The sequence below is a fragment of the Stenotrophomonas forensis genome (assembly GCF_028752115.1).
GTDB lineage: Bacteria > Pseudomonadota > Gammaproteobacteria > Xanthomonadales > Xanthomonadaceae > Stenotrophomonas > Stenotrophomonas forensis.
The window spans coordinates 2,791,114-2,810,484 of the sequence record NZ_CP082270.1; the positions used below are offsets into that span (position 1 = coordinate 2,791,114).

Here is a 19,371-nt window from a genome sequence, read left to right on the forward strand (position 1 = left end):
CGTCCCGTTCAGGGGCGGACACCACCCTCAAATGATAACGGCTCGTATTTGCATTTGATACCCATTCTCTTGAATGAGCGTGTAACAGTGGCTTCAGCGCGTTGCGCGCAGGCCCAGCAGGCCACGCCGCTTGAACCACCATTCCAGAGGCAGCGTGACCAGCGGCGGGAGGGCCGCCAGCAGCGCCAGCGCACTGGCCCACCAAGGCCAGCGCAGGCGCACGGCCGCGAACAGGGTGACCGCCACATAGACCAGGAACGCCACGCCATGCAGCGGGCCGAACAGTTTCACCAGTGCCACGTTGGCCATCGGGCCGTACTTCATCCACATGCCGATGAGCAGGCCGGCCCAGGTCACGGCCTCGATGAAGGCGACCACTGCGAACAGGCGTCCGCTCGGGTGCATGGGGGAATGTTGGGTCACGCGGGGCTCCGGCATCGGGAAATCAAATGCGAATGATACGCAGATGCACGCAAGCCTGGCACCACTGGATAGCGCCGGGCCATGCCTGACGGGCGTGGCGGCAAAAGCGCGTCCACCCAGGTGGACACCTACCGAAGCATGTGCGGAAGGATCTGCTCCCCGATCTCGCGCAGCACTTCATCCATCGGCCGCCCGCTGTCGACCAGGTTGAACATCACATGCGCCACGCCCTGCGCATGCACGCGCAGCAGATAGTCGCGCAGACCGTCGCGGCCGACCTTCAGGCCCAGCGGCAGCGGCTCGGGCGGTGCCTGCGGGTCTGCCTGCAGGTCCAGCAGCATCGACTGCACGAACGGTTTGCCTGCCCCGCCGCGTTGCACGAGCGCCTGCTGCCACAAGCCGATGCGCCCTTCCTGCGCAGCCTCCTCGCGGTGATAGGTGGCCCAACCCTCGGCCTCGCGCGCGATCCACTGCAGGCTCTGCCGCGCCGTGCCCACCACCAGCATCGGAATGCGCGTGGCCGGCGCCGGCAGCACATCGAAGCCGCCGGTCGCCCGCAGCACCGCGGCCCGCTCATCGGCATCAGGTGACAGCGCCGCGCGCAGCAGCGACCAGCGTTCGCGGAAGGTCGCCGCCCTGCCCTCCAGGTCCTCGCCGAAGGCGGCGAACTCTTCCGGTCGATCGCCCGATCCCAGCCCCAGCACGAAACGTCCATCGCTGATCCGGTCCAGGCTCAGTGCCGACTTCGCCACCTGCAGCGGTTGCCGCAGCGGCAGCACGATGGCCGCACTGCCGACCGCGATGCGCTCGGTCGCGGCAGCCAGCATGCCCAGCCACAGGAACGGATCGTCCAATGCGCTGGCCGTCGCATCCGGCCCTTGCGGCACCATCAGCGGCACGTCGCGCGTCCACAGTGCGGCGAAGCCCAGATCGTCGGCCAGCCGCGCGATGCGCCGCGCCTCGCGTGGATCGGCCAGCCCATGCGCCGCAACGGGCGTCATCAGGCCCAGGCTCAGCCCTTGCTGCGGAAACAACGAAGCGTAGGCGGGATTGAATTCACTCATTCCGCCAGCTTAGCGTGCAGGTACCCGGCGACGCTGACGCGCCACACACCACTGGAAGAACGCTGCATGCCGAAGATCCGCCCCGCCCATGCCGATGACCTGCCTGCGATCAGTGGCGTGTGCCTGGCCGCGTTCAACGAGGCAGTAGCGCCGACGCTCAGCGCAACCGGCATCGCCACCTTCGGTAGCGTTGCGGCCACCGATGCGTTCGGCGCACGCCTGCGGGGCGACAACCTCATCCTGGTGGCCGAGCAGGACGCACGCGTGGTCGGCGTGGTCGAACTGAAGGAGGGACGGCACCTGGCGATGCTGTTCGTCGATCCCGCCTGCCAGGGCCAGGGCATCGGTCATGCCTTGTTCGAAGCGGTGCTTCCGCAGGTGCGCGGGCCGATGCTGACCGTCCGCGCCTCGCTCAATGCAGTGCCGACCTACCTGCGCTATGGCTTCGTGCTGGATGGCGAGGTTGGCGAGTTCAATGGGTTGGTGTATCAGCAGATGGTGCGGGCAGCGGCCTGAAGGCATCCGCCCGGCATTGACCGGCAATGCCCGACGGGCGTCATGCCCTGCAGCACGCCCGACATAAGCAAACTGAATCAGCACGTTCCCCGGCCGTTCCTACAATGGCCTGTCACCCTGCCCTTCGAGATGCTGCCGATGCGCGTCGCGCTTTCCGTGTTGCTGCTGGCCTCGGCGCTGAGCGCCTGCACGCCAGCCCCGGTGTCCACCGCCAACTCCGCCGAAGCCCCAGCACCAGCCACGGCCATCGCCTGGCGCCAGGGCGACGTCGACGATGCGTTCGCCGAGGCCGCCGACAGCGGCAAGCCGGTGCTGCTGTACTGGGGTGCGGTCTGGTGCCCGCCCTGCAACCAGCTCAAGGCCGGCCTGTTCAAGGACCCGGCCTTCATCGCGCTGACCGGCAAGTTCGTGCCGGTCTACCTGGATGGCGACGAGGAAGGGGCGCAGGCGTGGGGCGAGCGCTTCGGCGTGCGCGGCTACCCGACCCTGATCGTGCTCGATCCGCAGCGCAACGAAATCACCCGCGTGGCCGGTGGCAACGACGCGGCCGAACTGACCCGCGCACTGACCGTGGCCGCCGGACGCCGCAGCGCAGTCGCTGCCACACTGGCCACCGCGCTGGCGACGCCGGACAGGCTGGCCGCCGAGGACTGGCAGGTGCTGGGCGACTACGGCTGGGAAGTGGATGCCAACCGCCTGGCCGGCGAACGCAGGAGCGAGGACGTGCTGCGGCAGCTATCCAAGGCGGCGCCAGAGGCTACCCTGCAGCGTCGTTTCGCGCTGCTGGCGCTGGCCACCGCGGAGAAACCGAGCGCCTCGCCCACCGAAGTCCGTGAGCTGCTGCAGGCGGTACTGGCCCAGCCGGCCGAGGTACGCCGCAACCGCGAGCTGCTGGGCTATGCCGGCGCCACGCTGGTCAAGCAGGCCAGTGCCGGCCCGGCCACCCGCACTACGCTGGGCCAGCAGTTGCTGGTGGCGCTGGAACGCGCCGACGCAGAGCGCGGCGACCGCGCCGACGACGCGCTGTCGCGGGCCCTGACAGAGGTGTCGCTGGCCCGCCAGCAGCAACCGAAGGGCGCGCTGCCGGCGGCGCTGGTGGCGCGGGTCAAGCAACGCGTGGCCACGGCCGATGCTGCCGCCACCGATGCCCATGCGCGCCAGGCCACGATCAGCAGCGCGGTCTATGCCCTGCGCGAGGTGGGTGACGACGCGGGAGCGGAAGCGCTGTTGCTGGCCGAACTGAAGCGCAGTGAGCAGCCGTACTACTACATGCCCGAGTTGGCCGAACTGGCCGAGCAGCGCGGCGACACCGCCGGTGCACTGGAATGGCTGAAGCGTGCCTACGACGGTGCACAGGGCCCGGCCACCCGCGTGCAATGGGGCGTGCTGTACGTGGAAGGGTTGCTGAAGCTGGCGCCGGACGATGCACCGCGCATCGAGCAGGCCACCAGCTCGCTGATCGCCGAACTGGACGCACAGCCGTCGGGTTATCACCAGCGCACGCGCCAGCGTTTCGAGCGCCTGGCCGGGCAGCTGAAAGCGTGGAGTGGCAAGCACCAGGGCGCAGAGACCCTGGCGCGGTTGCAGCAGCGGATGCAGCAGGCGTGTGGCGAGCAGGTCGACAGCGCTTGCAGGGACTGGCTGAGCTGAGTTGATGAAAGCGCTGGCGGCCGGTTCGCCTTCCGGCGCTTTTGTTGATATCGGTTGTGGCGGGAGGAGGGCTCGCCGGGACACGCCGTAAACCCATCCTTGGGGGCTCGATGGCGCCATCCATGGCGCCAACGGTCCCGGCCAGCCCCTCCCCCCCGCCACCGGACGGTTTCCTGCGAGCGCGGGCAGCGCATCAGCGCGCCGGTGAGGGTTCGAAAAGCGGGTCCTGGTAGTGCCGGCCGCTGGCCGGCAACCCGACCTTCGTTGATTGCCGGCCAGCGGCCGGCACTACCACGCCTCTACGCCGCGCTTGACCTCAACCAATGTTGAGGTGCGATAACGATCTCCCCACGGCCAGCCCGCTGGCCTTCCCCACGGAGATTGCTTCGATGTCGTACTCGCTTCCCCCGCTCCCCTACGCCTATGACGCCCTCGAGCCGCACTTCGATGCGCGCACGATGGAGATCCACCACGGCAAGCACCACCAGACCTACGTCAACAACCTCAATGCCGCCCTCGAGCAGGCCGGCATCGCCGCGCAACCGGTCGAGGCGCTCATCGCCAACCTTGATGCGGTGCCCGAAGCGCAGCGCGGCGCGGTGCGCAACAATGGCGGTGGCCACGCCAACCACAGCCTGTTCTGGACCGTACTCAGCGCCAGTGGCGGCACCCCTGATGACGAACTCGGCGCGGCCATCGATCGCGATCTCGGCGGCTTCGATGCGTTCAAGGATGCCTTCAGCAAGGCCGCGCAGACCCGCTTCGGCAGCGGCTGGGCGTGGCTGACCACTGATCGCGACGGTCACCTGCAGGTTGAAAGCAGCGCCAACCAGGACAGCCCGCTGATGGGCGCAGCGGTCGGCCTGTCCGGCAACACGCCGATCCTGGCACTGGATGTCTGGGAGCACGCCTACTACCTGCATTACCAGAACCGTCGCCCGGACTACATCGGTGCGTTCTTCAACATCATCAACTGGGCCGAGGTCGGCCGGCGCTACCGCCAGGCCCGGGCCTCATGAGCGGCGAGACACTGCCGTACGCCGGGCCGTGGGCGGGGGTGTTCCCCGCCCCGGCTCCGGTGCCGTCGGTCGGGATGCCGCCGCGTGCATTGCGGCGGCTGCTCGGCCATTTCCCCACGGGCGTGGCGATCGTCTGCGCGCGCGACGCGCAGGGCAAACCGGTCGGCCTGACGATCAACTCGTTCGTGCCGGTATCGCTGCAGCCACCGCTGGTGCTGTGGAACCTGGCGCTGCATGCGCAAAGCCTGTCCACCTTCCAGCGCGCCACCCGCTTTGCGATCAGCGTGCTGGCAGCCGACCAGGACGCGTTGGCACGGCGCTTCGCCGATCCACAGGTGCGCGACCGTTTCGACGGTCTGCCGCTGCTGGAGGATGACGAAGACGCCCCGCCGCGCATTGCCGGTGCGGTGGCCCACCTCACCTGTACCCGCCACGCGCAATGGCCGGTGGGTGATCACCTGCTGCTGGCTGGCCGCATCATCGATGTCCACGAGAACGGGGGCGCGCCCCTGCTGTTCCATCGCGGTCGTTTCCAGCCGGGACCGCAGGAACTGCTGCAGGAGGTGCGCTGATGAACATCGAGGCCCTGGAATGCATGCTGGCCAGCGGCAAGGACGGCGCGCTGCTGCGCTTCGGCCTGGGCAAGGGCTGGCTGGATGCCGGCAACCCGGTACGCGCGGCGACCCATCTGGGCCGCTGCGTGGTGCTCGATCCGCAGTACTCGGCGGCCTGGAAGCTGCTGGGCAAGGCGTGGCTGGCCAGTGGCCAGCCGCAGGCGGCGCGCGAGGCGTGGCAGCGCGGGCTGAGCGTGGCCGGCAGCAAGGGCGACCAGCAGGCGCGCAAGGAAATGCAGGTGTTCCTGCGTCGCCTGGACCGCGAACAGGCGGCCCTGGCGAAGGCGGGCTGAGTGGATCAGCCCGCGTTGGCCGATGCCGGTGCGGACATGATGTCCGCCATCGGCAGGCGGCGCGGCTTGCTCGGGAACGCGTGGCGCAGGATGCGCCAGACCACCTGGCCGAACTGGCGCGGCAGCGAGCCGTTGTTGTAGTGCTGGCCGTAGCGGCGGCAGATGTCCTTCACTTCCTTGGCGATGGCCGCATAGCGGTTGGCCGGCAGGTCCGGGTAGAAGTGGTGCTCGATCTGGTGGCTGAGGTTGCCCGACAGCACGTTGATCAGGAAGCCGCCGCTGATGTTGGACGAACCACGCAGCTGGCGCAGGTACCAGTGGCCACGCGATTCATTGCGCAGGCATTCCTTCGGGAAGGTTTCCGATTCGGCGGTGAAGTGGCCGCAGAAGATGATCACGTAGGTCCAGATGTTGCGCAGGCCGTTGGCCACCATGTTGCCCAGCATCACGGTGAGGAAGAATGGGCCGGCCAGCAGCGGGAAGAACACGTAGTCCTTCAGCACCTGGCGGGCCATCTTGCGCGCCACCGGGCGGGTCTGCAGCCACATCGCACGGGCACTCATGCGGCCCTTCAGCCAGCGGCCCAGGCGCAGGTCCTGCGCGGCCACGCCCCACTGGAACAGCAGCGCGAAGATCGGCGCGATGATCGGCTGCAGCAGGTAGAACGGCTTCCAGCGCTGTTCCGGGAAGATGCGCAGCAGGCCATAGCCGATGTCATCGTCCATGCCACGCACGTTGGTGTAGGTGTGATGGCGGAAATTGTGGGTCTTGCGCCAGTTGTCGGCGGTGGCGACGATGTCCCACTCGTAGGTATTGCCATTGAGCTTGGGGTCGCCGGTCCAGTCGAACTGGCCGTGCATGACGTTGTGGCCGAGCTCCATGTTCTCCAGGATCTTCGACAGCGCCAGCAGCAGCGTGCCGGTGATCGCGGCCGGCCACAGCAGCGGCATCCAGAACAGCGGCGAGAACGCGGCCAGGAACAGCAGGCCACGGCCACCGACGCCGAACCAGCGCACGGCGGCGGCCACGCGGCGGATGTAACGGGTATCGGAGGCGCCGAGGCTGCCGATCACACGGTCGCGGATCGCGTCGAGTTCCTCGCCGAAGGCATGCATCTCGGCAGTACTCAGGGCACGGTCGGTAGCGCGGGTCATGGCAGGCGTCCTCAGAGATCCAGGGTCAGGTCGGTGGTCGGCGCGCTCACGCAGATCCGCACCGGCTGCGCCGATTCGGACTGCAGGTCGCCGGTGCGCAGGTGGCGGGTAGCGCCACTGACGCGATCACAGGTGCAGGTGTTGCAGATGCCCATGCGGCAGCCGTGCTTGGGCTTGATGCCATGGGCTTCGAGGCTTTCCAGCAGCGAGCGGCCGCGCGGCACGCTCAGCTGGCGGCCACTGCGTGCCAGCGTCAACGACACCTCGCCTTCGCTGCTGGCATCGAGCAACGGCACCGGCGGGGTGAAAGCCTCGGCCTGGAAGCCCGCCACCTGATGCGCCAGGCGTTCACGTGCGGCGGCGACGAACCCATCCGGGCCGCAGGCCAGCACATGGCGCTGTGCCAGCGGCGTGTCATCGCCGGGCACCTGCAGGTCATGGCTGCCGATGCGCGCGGCCGGGATGTCGCCTTCGCGGGTGGCCAGCAGATGCACGCGCAGATTCGGCTGCGCCGCCGCCAGCGCCTGCAGTTCATCACGGAACTGCAGATGGGCGGCAGTGCGCTCCCAGTAGAACAGGTCGACCGGTGCCGCCAATGGGCGCTGGCAGGCTTCGCGCAGAAGGCTTCGCATCGGCGTGATGCCGCTGCCGGCAGCCAGCAGCAGCACCGGCGCGGCGGCGGGCATGTGGAACTCGCCGAACGCGGCATCGACACGGAACAGCTCGCCCGGCCGTGCGTGGTTGACCAGATGCTGGCTGACCCGGCCGCCCTCGACCGCCTTGACGGTAATCGCCAGCTCGCGTCGCCCAAGCACCGTGGGGCTGTAGCTGCGCTGCCACACACGTCCTTCAATTTCCACGCTCAGGGTCACGTGCTGGCCGGCGCGCATGCCGGCCCAGTGCCGGTTGGTGCGCAGCACCAGGGTTGCCGCGCCCTCACCGGCCGGCTCACGCCGTACCAAGCGGGCCATCGGCTCACGCAGGGTCCACAGAGGATTCAGCTGACCTGCCCAGAAATCGAACAGCGTCGGCGACACCCAGCGGTGCGGAGAAAACAGGGAAGGACGGACGACAGCGCTCATGGGCGCACTATACGGGCGCACATACACCTGTGTATACATGTGTATATTGAACCGGATTGGGTATGATTCAGCCTTGCCCCACCGGAACACCCATGGCCGCCGCCACCGCCCTGACGCCGAACGAAGATGCCAACAGCCCGACCCGCCGAACGGTGAGCCGCGAGGATCTGCTGGCTGCCGCGCTGAAGCTGATCGGGCCGCACCGCAGCCTGTCCACGCTGAGCCTGCGTGAAGTGGCCCGCGAGGCGGGCATCGCACCGAACAGCTTCTATCGGCAGTTCCGCGACATGGACGAACTGGCCGTGGCCCTGATCGACGTGGCCGGCCGCTCGCTGCGCACCATCATCGGCGAGGCCCGCCAGCGCGCCACCTCCAGCGCCAGCAGCGTGGTGCGGGTGTCGGTGGAGACCTTCATGGAGCAGCTGCGTGCCGACGACAAGCTGCTGCACGTGCTGCTGCGCGAAGGGGCCGTCGGCTCGGACGATTTCAAGCACGCCGTCGAACGCGAGCTGCACTATTTCGAGGAAGAGCTGCAGCACGACCTGGTGCGCCTGGCCGCCCTCGATGGTGCGGTCCTGCACAAGCCGGAACTGGTCTCGATGGCGATCACGCGCCTGGTGTTCGCGATGGGCGCGTCGGCCATGGACCAGCCTCCGGAAAACGACCCGGAACTGGTCGAGCAGATCTCCACGATGATCCGCATGATCATCGTCGGCGCCCGCACCCCCGCCGCCTTCCGCCGCGGCTGACAAGACGCGAATCGTGCATCGCGGCACATGACCACCGGCAGGGTCGCGGCCTCGGTATGTAATGTTATAACATTTGCATGATCCACCCGGATGCCTGGCGCGCCCAGAATTGCGGCGTCTTCGATATATAGCACTTGCTATATCTATAAGCCGCTGCTTTCATATGCTCCAGCCAGGTCGCCCTCGCCGCCTTTCCTCCCCCAAGGACGACGCCCGCATGCACGTTGCCACCCCGCTCTTCCATCGGCTGCCTCTGGCCGCCGCCATCGCCCTGATCCTGCCGCTGCCTGCACTGGCCGCCTCACCGAAGCCGACCGAACTGGACCGCGTGCAGGTCAAGGTCAGTACCGCCACCCGCAGCGAACGCCTGCTGTCGGACGTGCCGATCCGCACCGAGGTCCTGCGCAAAGAGGACATCGCACTGCGTGCGGCCACCGATTTCTCGCGTGCCGCCGAACTGATCAACGGCCTGCGCGTGGAAAGCAACTGCCAGAACTGCAACACCAGCGAAGTGCAGCTGCTGGGCCTGCCCGGCGCCTACAACCAGCTACTGTTCGATGGCATTCCGCTGCTGTCCACACTCGGCAGCGTGTACGGGCTGGAACAGATTCCGGCCGGCTTCGTCGACCGCATCGAAGTGGTCAAGGGCGGTGGCTCGGCGCTGTACGGCCCGGGCGCAGTGGCCGGTGTGATCAACCTGATCCCGCCGCTGCCGGCACGCAGTGGGGGGCATGTGCAGGCGGGCGTGGATGTATTGAAGGGCACGCCGCAGAAGAACGCTGATGTGCGCCTGGACCTGGTCGCGAAAGATTCCGACGCCGGGCTGTCGGTGATCGCACAGCGCAACTGGAACAGCGGCATCGACTACAACGGCGACGGCTATACCGAGATCACCCGCAAGAACCTCAAGGTCGGCGGGCTGCAGGCCTGGTATGCGCCCACGCCGGGCACGCGGCTGCGCCTGGACCTGCAGGTGACCGACGAAACCCGCCGCGGCGGCAACCGCCTGGACCAGCCCGAATACCTGGCCAACATCGCCGAATCGCTGGATACGAAGTATCGCCGTGGCAGCGTGTCCTGGGATCAGGAAATCAATGCCGACGTCGATTTCCGTCTGGCCTATGCGTTCGCCGACATTGATCGCGACAGCTTCTATGGCGGCCTCGGCGACGTGGTCACCGATCCATCGGCGCCGGGCTATGACCCGTCGCAGCTGGACCCGAACGTGGCCGGCAGTGCCGCCTCGCGTTCGTGGCGCCAGTACGGCCGCACCCACAACCCGCTGCACTACATCGACAGCCAGTTGAACTGGCGACTGGGCGCGCACGCGTTGGCCTTCGGTGTGCAGTACAAGCACGAGGCGCTGCGCGACGACAACCGCAACGGCGCCGGGCAGCGCCTTGCGGTACTGGAGGATGCGACCTTCCACAACCTGGGCGCCTTCATCCAGGACGAGTGGAGCCTGCGTGACAACGTGGACCTTGTACTCGGCGCGCGTGTGGACAAGAGCTCCGAACTGGACAATGCGGTGTTCTCGCCGCGCATCGCGCTGGCCTGGCAGGCCACGCCGAACCTGAAATGGCGCGCCGGCATCGCCACCGGTTTCCGTGCACCGGAAATCTTCGTCGAGGACGTGCACGTGGATACCCTCGGCGGCGAACAGGTGCGCGTGCACAACACCGACGGCCTGAAGGAAGAGCGCGCGTTGACCACGCTGTTCGGCTTTGACTGGCGTTCGGACCCGGCCAACCCGGTCTGGAGCTGGGATGCCACCGCCTCGTATGCGCGCATCCGCGACACCTTCGCACTGGGCGAGATCCAGCGCGCTGATGACGGCCAGCTGAGCCAGCTGCGTTACAACGCCTCCGGCTCCAACGTGCTGGGCGCGGAAACCAATCTCGGCTGGCAACCTTCGCCGCAGTGGCGGCTGACCGCCGGCGCCTCATGGTATCGCTCGCGCTTCCGCGAACCGCAGCGCATCTTCGACGACACCGGCGAGGGCGGCGACACCGTCATCGAGAGCCGCGATTACCTGAAGACACCGCGCTGGACCGGGCTGGCCCAGCTCAGCTGGATGCCGGCCGAGCCGTGGGAAACCTTCGTGGCGCTGCGCCACACCGGCCCGATGTCGGTGCTGAACAACCGGCTGGGCGAACTGCATCGCACCCGCGCATTCCTGGTCACCGATCTCGGTGCACGCTGGCACCGGCATCTGGGCGCGCAGGCTCAGCAGGAAGTGTCGGTGGCGGCAGGCGTCAAGAATGTGTTCGACCAGCGCCAGAAGGACCTGGAAACCGGTGCACTGCGTGACAGCGACTACGTCTACGGGCCGCGCTTTGCGCGCTCGTGGTACGTCAACCTGCGCTATGCGTTCTGATACACTGCGAACACTGTTGCTGGCGGGCGCGCTGCTGCTCGCCGCGCCGGCGATGGCGACGGACCTGCACGCGCAGGTTTCCGCCTCGTTGATGCGTCCCGAGCAGCGATCGCTGCGGCCGATGCAGTGGTCACCGCCGCCGAAACTGGTGGCACTGTATTTCGGTGCCGACTGGTGCGCGCCCTGCCATGCCTTCGTACCGACCCTGCGCAGCGTACGCGATGCCCTGCGCGAAGCCGGCGCCGATACCGAAGTGGTGTACGTCAGCCTGGACGAAAGCGAGGCCGCGTTGCGGCGCTACATGCACGCGCAGGACATGCCGTGGCCGGTGCTCGACCCGCGCCGCGCCAGGCGGATGCCCGCGCTGCAGGCCCTGGCGGGGCTGGGCCCGCCCAATCTTGTGCTGATCGACGCCGATGGCAAGGTGCTTGCCAATGGCTGGCAAGGCCGGCGCTACGAAGGACTGCAGCCGGTGTTGAAGGAATGGACGACGCAGGCGTGCGCGCAACAACAGGCCCGTTGCCCGCCTGATCTGTAGCGTCGAGCCATGCCCGACTCAGCACGCATCGCGCGAAATGCCGGCGGGCATTGCCCGGTGCTTCCGCTACGGCGCCCCGCCCTCGGCCTTGCGCACGAACGCCTCGAACAACGCCAGCGTCTGTTCGCTGACATGGTGCTCGATGCCCTCGGCATCACGGCGCGCGGTATCCGCGTCCACGCCCAGCGCCAACAGGAAACGCTCCACGGTCTGATGGCGCTGGCGGCTGGCCTGCGCCAGCGCCTCGCCTTCCGGGGTCAGGAACACGCCACGGTACGGCCGCTGCACCACCCAGCCGTCACGGGCCAGGCGCCGCAGCATCTTCGCCACCGTCGGCTGGGCCACGCCCAGGCGCGTGGCGATGTCGACCTGGCGGGCCTCGCCGCCGTCGGCCAGCAGGTCCGAGATCAGCTCGACATAGTCCTCCACCAGCTCCATCCGGTGCGCCTCGCGTACCTGCCGGAAGCTCTCGACCTGGCGCTCGGCCTCGATCAAGGGGGTGCTCTTCAGCGATGTCGAATCGTCGGTCTTGCCCACGCCTGCGCCTGTCCTTCCGGTGTACTCCGGTGTTGAACCTGAATTCTGGACCAGTAACGCGATAAAGACGATTGTTTCACATTGCTAATGACTATAGCAGGAGCTATATTCGGACCCATGAACACCCTGGCGCCCCGCGACCCTTCGGCCTCCACTCCGGCCAGCCTGGGCGCGCTCAACGCGTCTGTAGCGGTGCCTGACAAGGGCCATTGGTGGTTCCGCCTGCTGGCCTTCCTCGGCCCGGGCTACATGATCTCGGTCGGCTACATGGACCCGGGCAACTGGGCCACCGATCTGGCCGGCGGCTCGCGCTTCGGCTACCTGCTGCTGTCGGTCATCCTCATTTCCAACCTGATGGCGGTGATCCTGCAGGCGCTGTCGGCGCGGCTCGGCATCGCCACCGGCATGGACCTGGCCCAGGCCTGCCGCGCGCGCTACCCCAAGCCGGTGAACCTGGCGCTATGGGCGCTGTGCGAAGCGGCGATCATTGCCTGCGACCTGGCCGAGGTGATCGGCACCGCGATCGCGCTGAAACTGCTGTTCGACCTGCCACTGCTGTGGGGCGCAGTGATCACCGCGCTGGATACGCTGCTGGTGCTGTTGCTGATGAACCGCGGCTTCCGTGCACTGGAAGCCTTCGTGATCGCGCTGCTGATGGTGATCTTCGCCTGCTTCGTGGTGCAGATCGCAATGGCCGCGCCACCGGTGATGGCGGTACTCGGCGGCTTCATCCCGCGTGCGCAGGTGGTGACCGATCCGCATGCGCTGTACATCGCCATCGGCATCATCGGCGCCACGGTGATGCCACACAACCTGTACCTGCATTCGTCCATCGTGCAGACCCGCGCCTACCCGCGCACCGATGAAGGGCGTCGCAGCGCGTTGCGTTGGGCAGTCACCGACAGCACCATCGCGCTGACCCTCGCGCTGTTCATCAATGCCAGCATCCTGATCCTGGCCGCGGCGGTGTTCCACGCCAACGGCCGCTTTGATGTGGAAGACATCGAGCAGGCGCACCAGTTGCTGGCACCGATGCTGGGCGTGGGCGCGGCGGCCACCCTCTTTGCGATCGCCCTGCTGGCCTCGGGACTGAACTCCACGGTGACCGCCACGCTGGCCGGGCAGATCGTGATGGAAGGCTTCCTGCACCTGCGCCTGCCGCCGTGGCTGCGGCGCTTGATCACCCGGGCGCTGGCGATCATTCCGGTGGTGGTGGTGATCGTGCTGTTCGGCGACCAGGGCGCGGTAAAGCTGCTGGTGCTGAGCCAGGTGGTGCTGTCGATGCAGCTGCCGTTCGCGATCATTCCGCTGGTGCGGATCGTGACCGACAAGGTGACGATGGGCGCACTGGTGGCGCCACGCTGGCTGGGCAGCATCGCGTGGGTCATCGCGCTGGTGATCGTGGTGTTGAACGTGAAGCTGCTGGTGGATACCTTCGCCGGCGCATAGCCCGTTGTAGAGTCGAGCCATGCTCGACTCATCGCGCACCGTGCGAACAACAGTCGAGCATGGCTCGACTCTACAAAAGCCGGGATCGCGGCCTACAGATACAACGCGATAGCCGCTTCAATCTGCTGCGGCGATTGGAATCCAGGCAGGCGCTGTCGTTCGTCTCCGTCACGGAACAGCGACAGCGTCGGCGTCTGCCGCAGCCCCAGTTCCCTGAAGAACGCCTCGCCCAGCACCTCCAGCTGCACCCGCAACAGGGTCGTGCCCTGCCCCGCCACACTGTTCGCCACCCGATGCAGCGACATTTCCAGCATCCGGCATCCCGGGCACTGGTCCTTGTGGAAGTCCACCAGCACCCGCGGGTGTTCGGCCAGCAGCTGCTGGAACTGCTCAGGCGTGGTGGCGTCGATGATCTGCATCGGTGTTGCTCCAGTAATGGGCCAGGACCGCATCGGTCCAGGCCTCGATGGCCGCGGCATGGCGCTCGCCATGCGGCATCTGTTCGATCTCCAGCGGCGGGTAGTCGCTGCCGAAATAACGGATCAAGCGGTGCACGGCGCCGCAGTAGTACTCCTGCCCCCACTGTGTCTCGCCGGTTCCGAACACCGCCAGCTGGCGCGGCCGCTCGCCGCGCTCGGCGATGCCGGCCACCCAAGCCTTCATTTCCGCAGGCGTGCGGCCGGCGTTGTCGGTCCAGCAGCCCAGCAGCACCAGGTCGGCCTCGTCGGCCGCCAAGGGCGGCGCCTGGCGCAGGTCATCCGCCTCCTGCCAGTGCACAGCGTGGCCCGCAGCGCGGCAGCGCCCGGCAATCTGCCGGCCAAGCTCGCGGGTGTTGCCACTCAGCGAGGCCACCACCACCAGGATCCTCAGCGCCGCGCCGGGCTCAGAGGTCGTCGAAGCCGTTGTCGACGTTGGTCTTCTTGTAACTTGCATTGCGCATCTCGAAGAAGTCGGTCTTGGTCTCGGTGAAGTTGTCGGCGTAGGCCTTGATCCACGGCATCACGTTGTCGGTGGTGTCGCTGTACAGGCGCTCGATGCCGAGCATGCCGGCCATCTTGTTGGCCCGGTACTTCACGTAGCGCGTCATCTCCTCCACATCGATGCCGTCGATGCCATCCAGCACTTCCGACGACCACTGGGTCTCCAGCTCGATGGCATGCTCGAACGCCTGGTGCACATAGGCGGTCAGTTCGTTGGTCTGCAGCTCCGGGTTCTCGCCGATGATGGCGCGGATCAGCTCGCTGATGAACTTGGTGTGGGCCAGCTCGTCGCGGTTGATGAAGCTGATGATCTTGCCGGTGCCGGTCATGCGGTTCTGCCGCACCATGTTGTAGAAGTACGCGAAACCGGAATAGAAATTGATGCCTTCCAGGATCGAGGACTGGATCAGCGACTTCAGCAGCGTCTCGGCGGTCTTCTCGCGCATGAAGTCGTCATACGCGCCCATGATGGGCGCATTGCGCTTGATGATGGTCGGATGGGTGCGCGCCAGCTCGAACACGCGGTTCTGGTTCGGCAGGTCGGTGATCGAGGCCAGCACATAGCTGTAGCTCTCGTTGTGGATCACCTCCTGCTGGCCGATGATCGCCGCGTTGGCATGCGCGGCCGGATCGGTGATGTACTCGGCCACGTTGTAGATGAAGCGGGTCTGCGGCGAATCCAGCGTGGCGAGCAGGCCGATGATCGAGTCGTAGGCATTCTTCTCGCGCCCGGACAGCTCGCCGTACTGGCGCGCGTCGGCCTTCATGTCGACTTCGTCGGGGATCCAGAAGTTGGTCGACAGTTCCTTGTAGGCCCGATAGAACGACGGATACGGAATGTCGTTCCAGTTCAGGATGCCACTGGTGCGTCCGTTGATGATCCCCGTGCTGCGGTTGGGATGACGCGGTTCGAGGATCTTGATGCGGTCGAGGGGGGTTGCCATGGTTTTCTGCCTTCGTTCTATTTCTACCGTGTTGCCGGCCAGCGGCCGGCACTACCATTGGTCAGCTCGCGCACCACTCGCATTCGCTGATGTCGATGTCGTTGGAGCGCACGTAGTAGGTGGTCTTCAGGCCTTCGCGCCACGCGCTCAGGTGCAGCTCCAGCAGCGTGCTGGCGCGGATCGTGCTTGGCACGTACAGGTTGAAGCTGATCGACTGGTCCACGTGGCGCTGGCGGCGCGCGTTCTGGCGCACGCTGGCGAACTGGTCGACCTTGTAGGCGCCCTTCTCGTAGTACGGCCAGGTCTCCAGCGACAGGCCGGGTGCGGCCACCGGCCGCCGGAAATCCTTCTTTTCCTCGTAGTAGAACGCGCTGTAGATCGGATCGATCGATGCGGTGGAACCGGCAATCTGCGCGGTGCTCATGTTCGGCGCCACCGCCAGCAGCCAGCCGTTGCGCAGGCCGTGCGTGGCGACCTCGCGGGCCAGGCTGTCCCAGTCCGCGCCGCTGTAGTCGCGGTCACTGAAGTAGCGTCCGTTGTGCCAGTCGCTGCCGGCGAACATCGGGTAGCTGCCCTTCTCCTTGGCCAGCTGCGCGCTGGCCTGGATGGTCAGGAAGTTGATGCGCTCGTACAGGCGGTCGGCCAGCTGTTCGGAATCCGGCGATTCCCACTGGATCGCCTGCTGCGCCAGAAGGTGGTGCCAGCCGAAGGTGCCCAGGCCAATGGCGCGGTACTTGCGGTTGGTGATCGTGGCCTGCGGCACCGGCAACGCGTTGAGGTCGATCACGTTGTCGAGCATGCGCACCTGGATCGGGATCAGGCGCTCCAGCACGTCGGTGGCCAGCAGGTCATCCGGCGCACTGATCGCACGGCCGAGGTTGATCGAGGACAGGTTGCAGACCACGAAGTCGCCCGCGCGGCGGGTGGTGACGATCTGGTCACCGCTGACGATCTCCTGGATCATCCGCGTCGGGCTCATGTTCTGCAGGATCTCGGTGCACAGGTTGCTGGAATAGACCATGCCCGCGTGCTTGTTCGGGTTCTTGCGGTTGACCTCGTCGCGGTAGAACAGGAACGGGTTGCCGGTCTCCAGCTGGCTGAGCATGATCCGCTTGAACAGGTCGATCGCCTTCACCGTGCGGCGGCTGATGCGCTCGTCGGCCACCAGCTCGGCATAGCGGTCGCGGAAGCTGCCCGAGCCGCGCTTCTCATCGTAGAAGTCCTGCAGGTACCAGCCCTTGGCGCTCTTCACTTCGTGCGGGTCGAACAGGTACCAGTCGGCGCGACGTTCGACCGCTTCCATGAACAGGTCGGGCACGCACACCGAGGTGAACACATCGTGCGCGCGCAGGCGCTGGTCACCATTGTTCAGGCGAAGATCGAGGAAAGCCTCGATATCGCGGTGCCAGATGTCCAGGTACACCGCCACCGCGCCCTTGCGCTGGCCGAGCTGGTCGACCGAGACCGCGGTGTTGTTGAGCTGCTTGATCCACGGCACCACGCCGCCGGAGGAATTGGGCACGCCACGGATCGGTGCGCCACTGCTGCGCACGTAGCCCAGGTAGGCGCCCACACCACCACCATGCTTGGACACGCGGGCGATATCGGTGTTGGAGTCATAGATGCCCTGCAGGCTGTCGTCGACCGTGTCGATGAAGCAGCTGGACAGCTGGCCACCGACCTTGCCGGCGTTGGCCAGGGTCGGCGTGGCCACCGTCATGTACAGGTTCGACAGCGCCCAGTAAGCCTCGCCGACCAGCTGCATGCGCCGCTCCCGCGGCTTCTCTTCCTGCATCAGGTACAGCGCGATGGTCAGCCAGCGCTCCTGCGGCAGTTCATAGACCTCGCGGCTGCGGTCGCTGGCCAGGTAGCGCGTGGCCAGCAGGTACAGGCCGTTGTAGGCAAACAGGCGATCGCGTTCCGGCTCGATCATCTCGCCGGCCTGCTGCAGCTCTTCCTTGGAATAGCAGCGCAGGATGTCGTTGCTGTAGATGCCACGGTCGGCGAGGCTTTCCTGCAGGCCCACGTACGAGCCGTACTTCAGGCTGACGTCATAGAAGCGATTGCGGCTGGCGCGCTTGTACAGGCGGCGCAGGTAGATGCGTGCGGCGAACTGCTCCCACTCCGGTGCGACCAGATCCACGCGCGATTCGGCCTCGCGGATCAGCAGGTCGACCAGGTCATCGGCACTGAGGCTCGGCTTGCGCTCGACCATCGCCTGCACCACGCGGCGATAGTCGCTTACATCCAGCTGCGGGAACTCCGCGTGCACGGTATCGATGCTGCGCTGCAGGCGCTCGGCGTCGAACGGCAGGCGACGGTTGCCGGCCTCCTTGGTGATCCAGGTCGGCACGCGCTCGCCGCCAGCGCGCAAAGCGTCGCCGGCGCCGGCCAGATCGGCCGCGCGGTAGGTGTTGTCGGTCATGGTCCTGCGTCTCCAGGCTCGCACGCACAGCGGCGTCGATGCCGTGGCAGCCCTGCACGCGATACCGGCGCACGGGGCGATCGGGGTGGGATGCCAACGCACGGGATCATCAGGTCGTCGGCAAGAGCCTGCGCCTGCGGCCGGTATCCGGGCCGTGGGGGCGACCTGTGTCCGCGCGATGGCGGCCGCGTCGACACGGCAAGCCTTCAGGGGCGGGCCGCGGGACGTTTGCTGCATGTCCGGCGGCGGCGGCTGACCGGGAGTGACGGCCACAACATAGTGGGGATATTCCGAGCCGTCAACACAAGATGAGGTAATCACGACATGACGCGACGATCCGTCGCAGGATGCCGTGTTGCAGCGGCGGCGCCTTGTCGACCGCGCCCTCGTCCCCAGTTCGATACAACCTCCACTTTCCCCGGAACACCGCCCATGCGCGCTGCCCAGTACGCTTCCTTCGCCGACCCGGCCGACGTCCTTGCCGTTGCCGATGTGGCCCTGCCCGAACCCGGCCCCGGCGAGGTGCGCATCCGTACCGTGCTGGCCTCGATCCACAACCACGACCTGCTGACCGTGCGTGGCCTGTATGGCTACAAGCCGACCCTGCCGGCCATCGCTGGTAGTGAGGCACTGGGCGTGGTCGATGCGCTTGGCGAAGGGGTCGAGGGCCTGCAGATCGGCCAGCGCGTGGCCGCCGCCTCGGTGCACGGCACCTGGGCCGAAGCGTTCATCGCACCGGCGCGCATGGTGATTCCGATGCCGGACGCCATCGCCGACGAGATGGCCGCACAGCTGATCGCGATGCCGCTGAGCGCGCTGATGCTGCTGGAGTTCCTGCACGTCGAGCCGGGCCAGTGGATCGTGCAGAACACCGCCAACGGGGCCGTCGGCAAGTCGCTGGCGATGCTGGCGCGGGCGCGCGGCGTGCACGTGACCAACCTGGTGCGCAACGCCGACGCGGTGGCGCAGCTGCAGGCACTCGGCATCGATCACGTGTTCGATACCTCGGTGGACGGCTGGAAGGATCGCGTGCGCGCAGCAACGGGCGAAGCACAGGCAGCGGCGGCGGTCGATTCCATCGGCGGCGACGCCAGCGGCGACCTGGTCGACCTGCTTGGCCACCACGGCACCCTGGTCTCGTTCGGCGTGATGAGCGGCCAGCCGATGCACATCCCCGCCGGTGGCCTGATCTACAAGGAGGCCACGGTGAAGGGCTTCTGGGGCAGCAAGGTGAGCCAGGCGATGGCGGTGGAGGACAAGCGGCGGCTGGTCGGCGAACTGCTGAAGCGCGCCGCCGGCGGCGAACTGACCCTGCCGGTGGAGCGGGTCTTCGCATTGGATGACATTGCCCAGGCAGCGAAGGCCGCGGGTGGCTCGGGTCGCAGCGGCAAGGTGCTGCTGCGGCCTTGATGGGCTGCCATTGCCTTCTGTAGAGCCGAGCCATGCTCGGCTGCTTTCCGGTCAGTGTGCGGACCAACGGCCCGCACCCACCGAGTCATTTCGTTAAGAACCTGTGATGTATAACTGAATGCGCTTTCGTCATTGGAAGGCGCATGT

19 protein-coding genes are annotated in these 19,371 nt (G+C 67.0%); 10 read left to right on the forward strand and 9 right to left on the reverse strand.

All coding sequences use genetic code 11. The features are described 5' to 3' along the window. Window positions 1-93: 93 nt before the first annotated feature. Both K5L94_RS13035 and K5L94_RS13040 read right to left on the reverse strand, forming a co-directional pair. On the reverse strand, window positions 94-405 hold the full coding sequence (locus tag K5L94_RS13035) for a DUF3817 domain-containing protein (protein ID WP_274512631.1): 312 nt from the start codon (window positions 403-405) through the stop codon (window positions 94-96). Between the two features lie 146 nt (window positions 406-551). Beyond that, window positions 552-1,487, reverse strand: coding sequence for a TIGR03571 family LLM class oxidoreductase (locus tag K5L94_RS13040; RefSeq protein WP_274510627.1), 936 nt, complete (start codon window positions 1,485-1,487; stop codon window positions 552-554). A 66-nt stretch (window positions 1,488-1,553) separates the two neighbouring features. Here K5L94_RS13040 and K5L94_RS13045 point away from each other — a divergent pair, with 66 nt between their 5' ends. The 5 genes from K5L94_RS13045 (at window position 1,554) to K5L94_RS13065 (ending at window position 5,579) form a co-directional block, all read left to right on the forward strand. Further along, on the forward strand, window positions 1,554-2,003 hold the full coding sequence (locus K5L94_RS13045; RefSeq protein WP_274510628.1) for a GNAT family N-acetyltransferase: 450 nt from the start codon (window positions 1,554-1,556) through the stop codon (window positions 2,001-2,003). Between the two features lie 129 nt (window positions 2,004-2,132). Continuing rightward, window positions 2,133-3,653 (forward strand): thioredoxin family protein, encoded by a 1,521-nt coding sequence (locus tag K5L94_RS13050; protein WP_274510629.1) that lies wholly within the window; start codon window positions 2,133-2,135, stop codon window positions 3,651-3,653. 389 nt (window positions 3,654-4,042) lie between these two features. Then, entirely contained in the window at window positions 4,043-4,672 is a 630-nt protein-coding gene (locus K5L94_RS13055) for a superoxide dismutase (RefSeq protein WP_053449967.1), read from the forward strand. Continuing rightward, window positions 4,669-5,244, forward strand: coding sequence for a flavin reductase family protein (locus K5L94_RS13060; RefSeq protein ID WP_053449968.1), 576 nt, complete (start codon window positions 4,669-4,671; stop codon window positions 5,242-5,244). Before K5L94_RS13055 ends, K5L94_RS13060 begins: the two co-directional genes overlap by 4 nt. Beyond that, window positions 5,244-5,579 (forward strand): tetratricopeptide repeat protein, encoded by a 336-nt coding sequence (locus tag K5L94_RS13065; protein WP_008267331.1) that lies wholly within the window; start codon window positions 5,244-5,246, stop codon window positions 5,577-5,579. The genes K5L94_RS13060 and K5L94_RS13065 overlap by 1 nt, the downstream gene beginning before the upstream one ends. A 5-nt stretch (window positions 5,580-5,584) precedes the next feature. On the opposite strand, the gene K5L94_RS13070 is transcribed toward K5L94_RS13065, so the two are convergent. Together K5L94_RS13070 and K5L94_RS13075 are read right to left on the reverse strand one after the other, a co-directional pair. Further along, window positions 5,585-6,733 carry a fatty acid desaturase family protein gene (locus K5L94_RS13070; protein WP_008266479.1) on the reverse strand — a complete coding sequence of 383 codons (1,149 nt, stop codon included), beginning with the start codon at window positions 6,731-6,733 and terminating at the stop codon, window positions 5,585-5,587. Between the two features lie 11 nt (window positions 6,734-6,744). Continuing rightward, on the reverse strand, window positions 6,745-7,815 hold the full coding sequence (locus tag K5L94_RS13075; RefSeq protein WP_053449969.1) for a ferredoxin reductase: 1,071 nt from the start codon (window positions 7,813-7,815) through the stop codon (window positions 6,745-6,747). Window positions 7,816-7,907: 92 nt separating this feature from the next. On the opposite strand from K5L94_RS13075, the gene fabR reads away from it, so the two are divergent. The 3 genes from fabR to K5L94_RS13090 all read left to right on the forward strand — a co-directional run bounded on the left by fabR (window position 7,908) and on the right by K5L94_RS13090 (window position 11,479). Next, window positions 7,908-8,564, forward strand: a complete 657-nt coding sequence (gene fabR / locus K5L94_RS13080) for an HTH-type transcriptional repressor FabR (protein WP_053449970.1) — start codon at window positions 7,908-7,910, stop codon at window positions 8,562-8,564. A gap of 217 nt (window positions 8,565-8,781) precedes the next feature. After that, window positions 8,782-10,941, forward strand: coding sequence for a TonB-dependent receptor plug domain-containing protein (locus K5L94_RS13085; RefSeq protein ID WP_053449971.1), 2,160 nt, complete (start codon window positions 8,782-8,784; stop codon window positions 10,939-10,941). Continuing rightward, a complete protein-coding gene (locus K5L94_RS13090) occupies window positions 10,931-11,479 on the forward strand; it encodes a thioredoxin-like domain-containing protein (RefSeq protein WP_053449972.1) in 549 nt (182 codons plus the stop codon). Before K5L94_RS13085 ends, K5L94_RS13090 begins: the two co-directional genes overlap by 11 nt. A 66-nt stretch (window positions 11,480-11,545) precedes the next feature. Here the strand turns inward: K5L94_RS13090 and mntR are convergent, their stop codons facing one another. Then, complete coding sequence (gene mntR, locus K5L94_RS13095; protein ID WP_049457402.1) at window positions 11,546-12,016, reverse strand: manganese-binding transcriptional regulator MntR; 471 nt, start codon at window positions 12,014-12,016, stop codon at window positions 11,546-11,548. A gap of 117 nt (window positions 12,017-12,133) precedes the next feature. Here mntR and K5L94_RS13100 point away from each other — a divergent pair, with 117 nt between their 5' ends. Then, window positions 12,134-13,465, forward strand: a complete 1,332-nt coding sequence (locus K5L94_RS13100) for an Nramp family divalent metal transporter (protein ID WP_274510630.1) — start codon at window positions 12,134-12,136, stop codon at window positions 13,463-13,465. Between the two features lie 92 nt (window positions 13,466-13,557). Here K5L94_RS13100 and K5L94_RS13105 read toward each other — a convergent pair whose 3' ends face one another. The 4 genes from K5L94_RS13105 to K5L94_RS13120 all read right to left on the reverse strand — a co-directional run bounded on the left by K5L94_RS13105 (window position 13,558) and on the right by K5L94_RS13120 (window position 17,814). Continuing rightward, window positions 13,558-13,884, reverse strand: coding sequence for a thioredoxin family protein (locus tag K5L94_RS13105; protein ID WP_006450185.1), 327 nt, complete (start codon window positions 13,882-13,884; stop codon window positions 13,558-13,560). After that, the gene (locus tag K5L94_RS13110) at window positions 13,856-14,323 is read right to left on the reverse strand and encodes a flavodoxin (RefSeq protein ID WP_080374929.1); all 468 of its coding nucleotides are present in this window, start codon (window positions 14,321-14,323) and stop codon (window positions 13,856-13,858) included. The genes K5L94_RS13105 and K5L94_RS13110 overlap by 29 nt, the downstream gene beginning before the upstream one ends. Window positions 14,324-14,348: 25 nt before the next feature. After that, window positions 14,349-15,389, reverse strand: a complete 1,041-nt coding sequence (locus tag K5L94_RS13115; RefSeq protein ID WP_008267116.1) for a ribonucleotide-diphosphate reductase subunit beta — start codon at window positions 15,387-15,389, stop codon at window positions 14,349-14,351. Between the two features lie 61 nt (window positions 15,390-15,450). Then, window positions 15,451-17,814: a ribonucleoside-diphosphate reductase subunit alpha gene (locus K5L94_RS13120; protein WP_053449976.1), complete on the reverse strand. Its 2,364-nt coding sequence runs from the start codon at window positions 17,812-17,814 to the stop codon at window positions 15,451-15,453. 432 nt (window positions 17,815-18,246) lie between these two features. On the opposite strand from K5L94_RS13120, the gene K5L94_RS13125 reads away from it, so the two are divergent. Continuing rightward, entirely contained in the window at window positions 18,247-19,224 is a 978-nt protein-coding gene (locus K5L94_RS13125; protein WP_053449977.1) for a zinc-binding dehydrogenase, read from the forward strand. Window positions 19,225-19,371 lie beyond the last annotated feature (147 nt).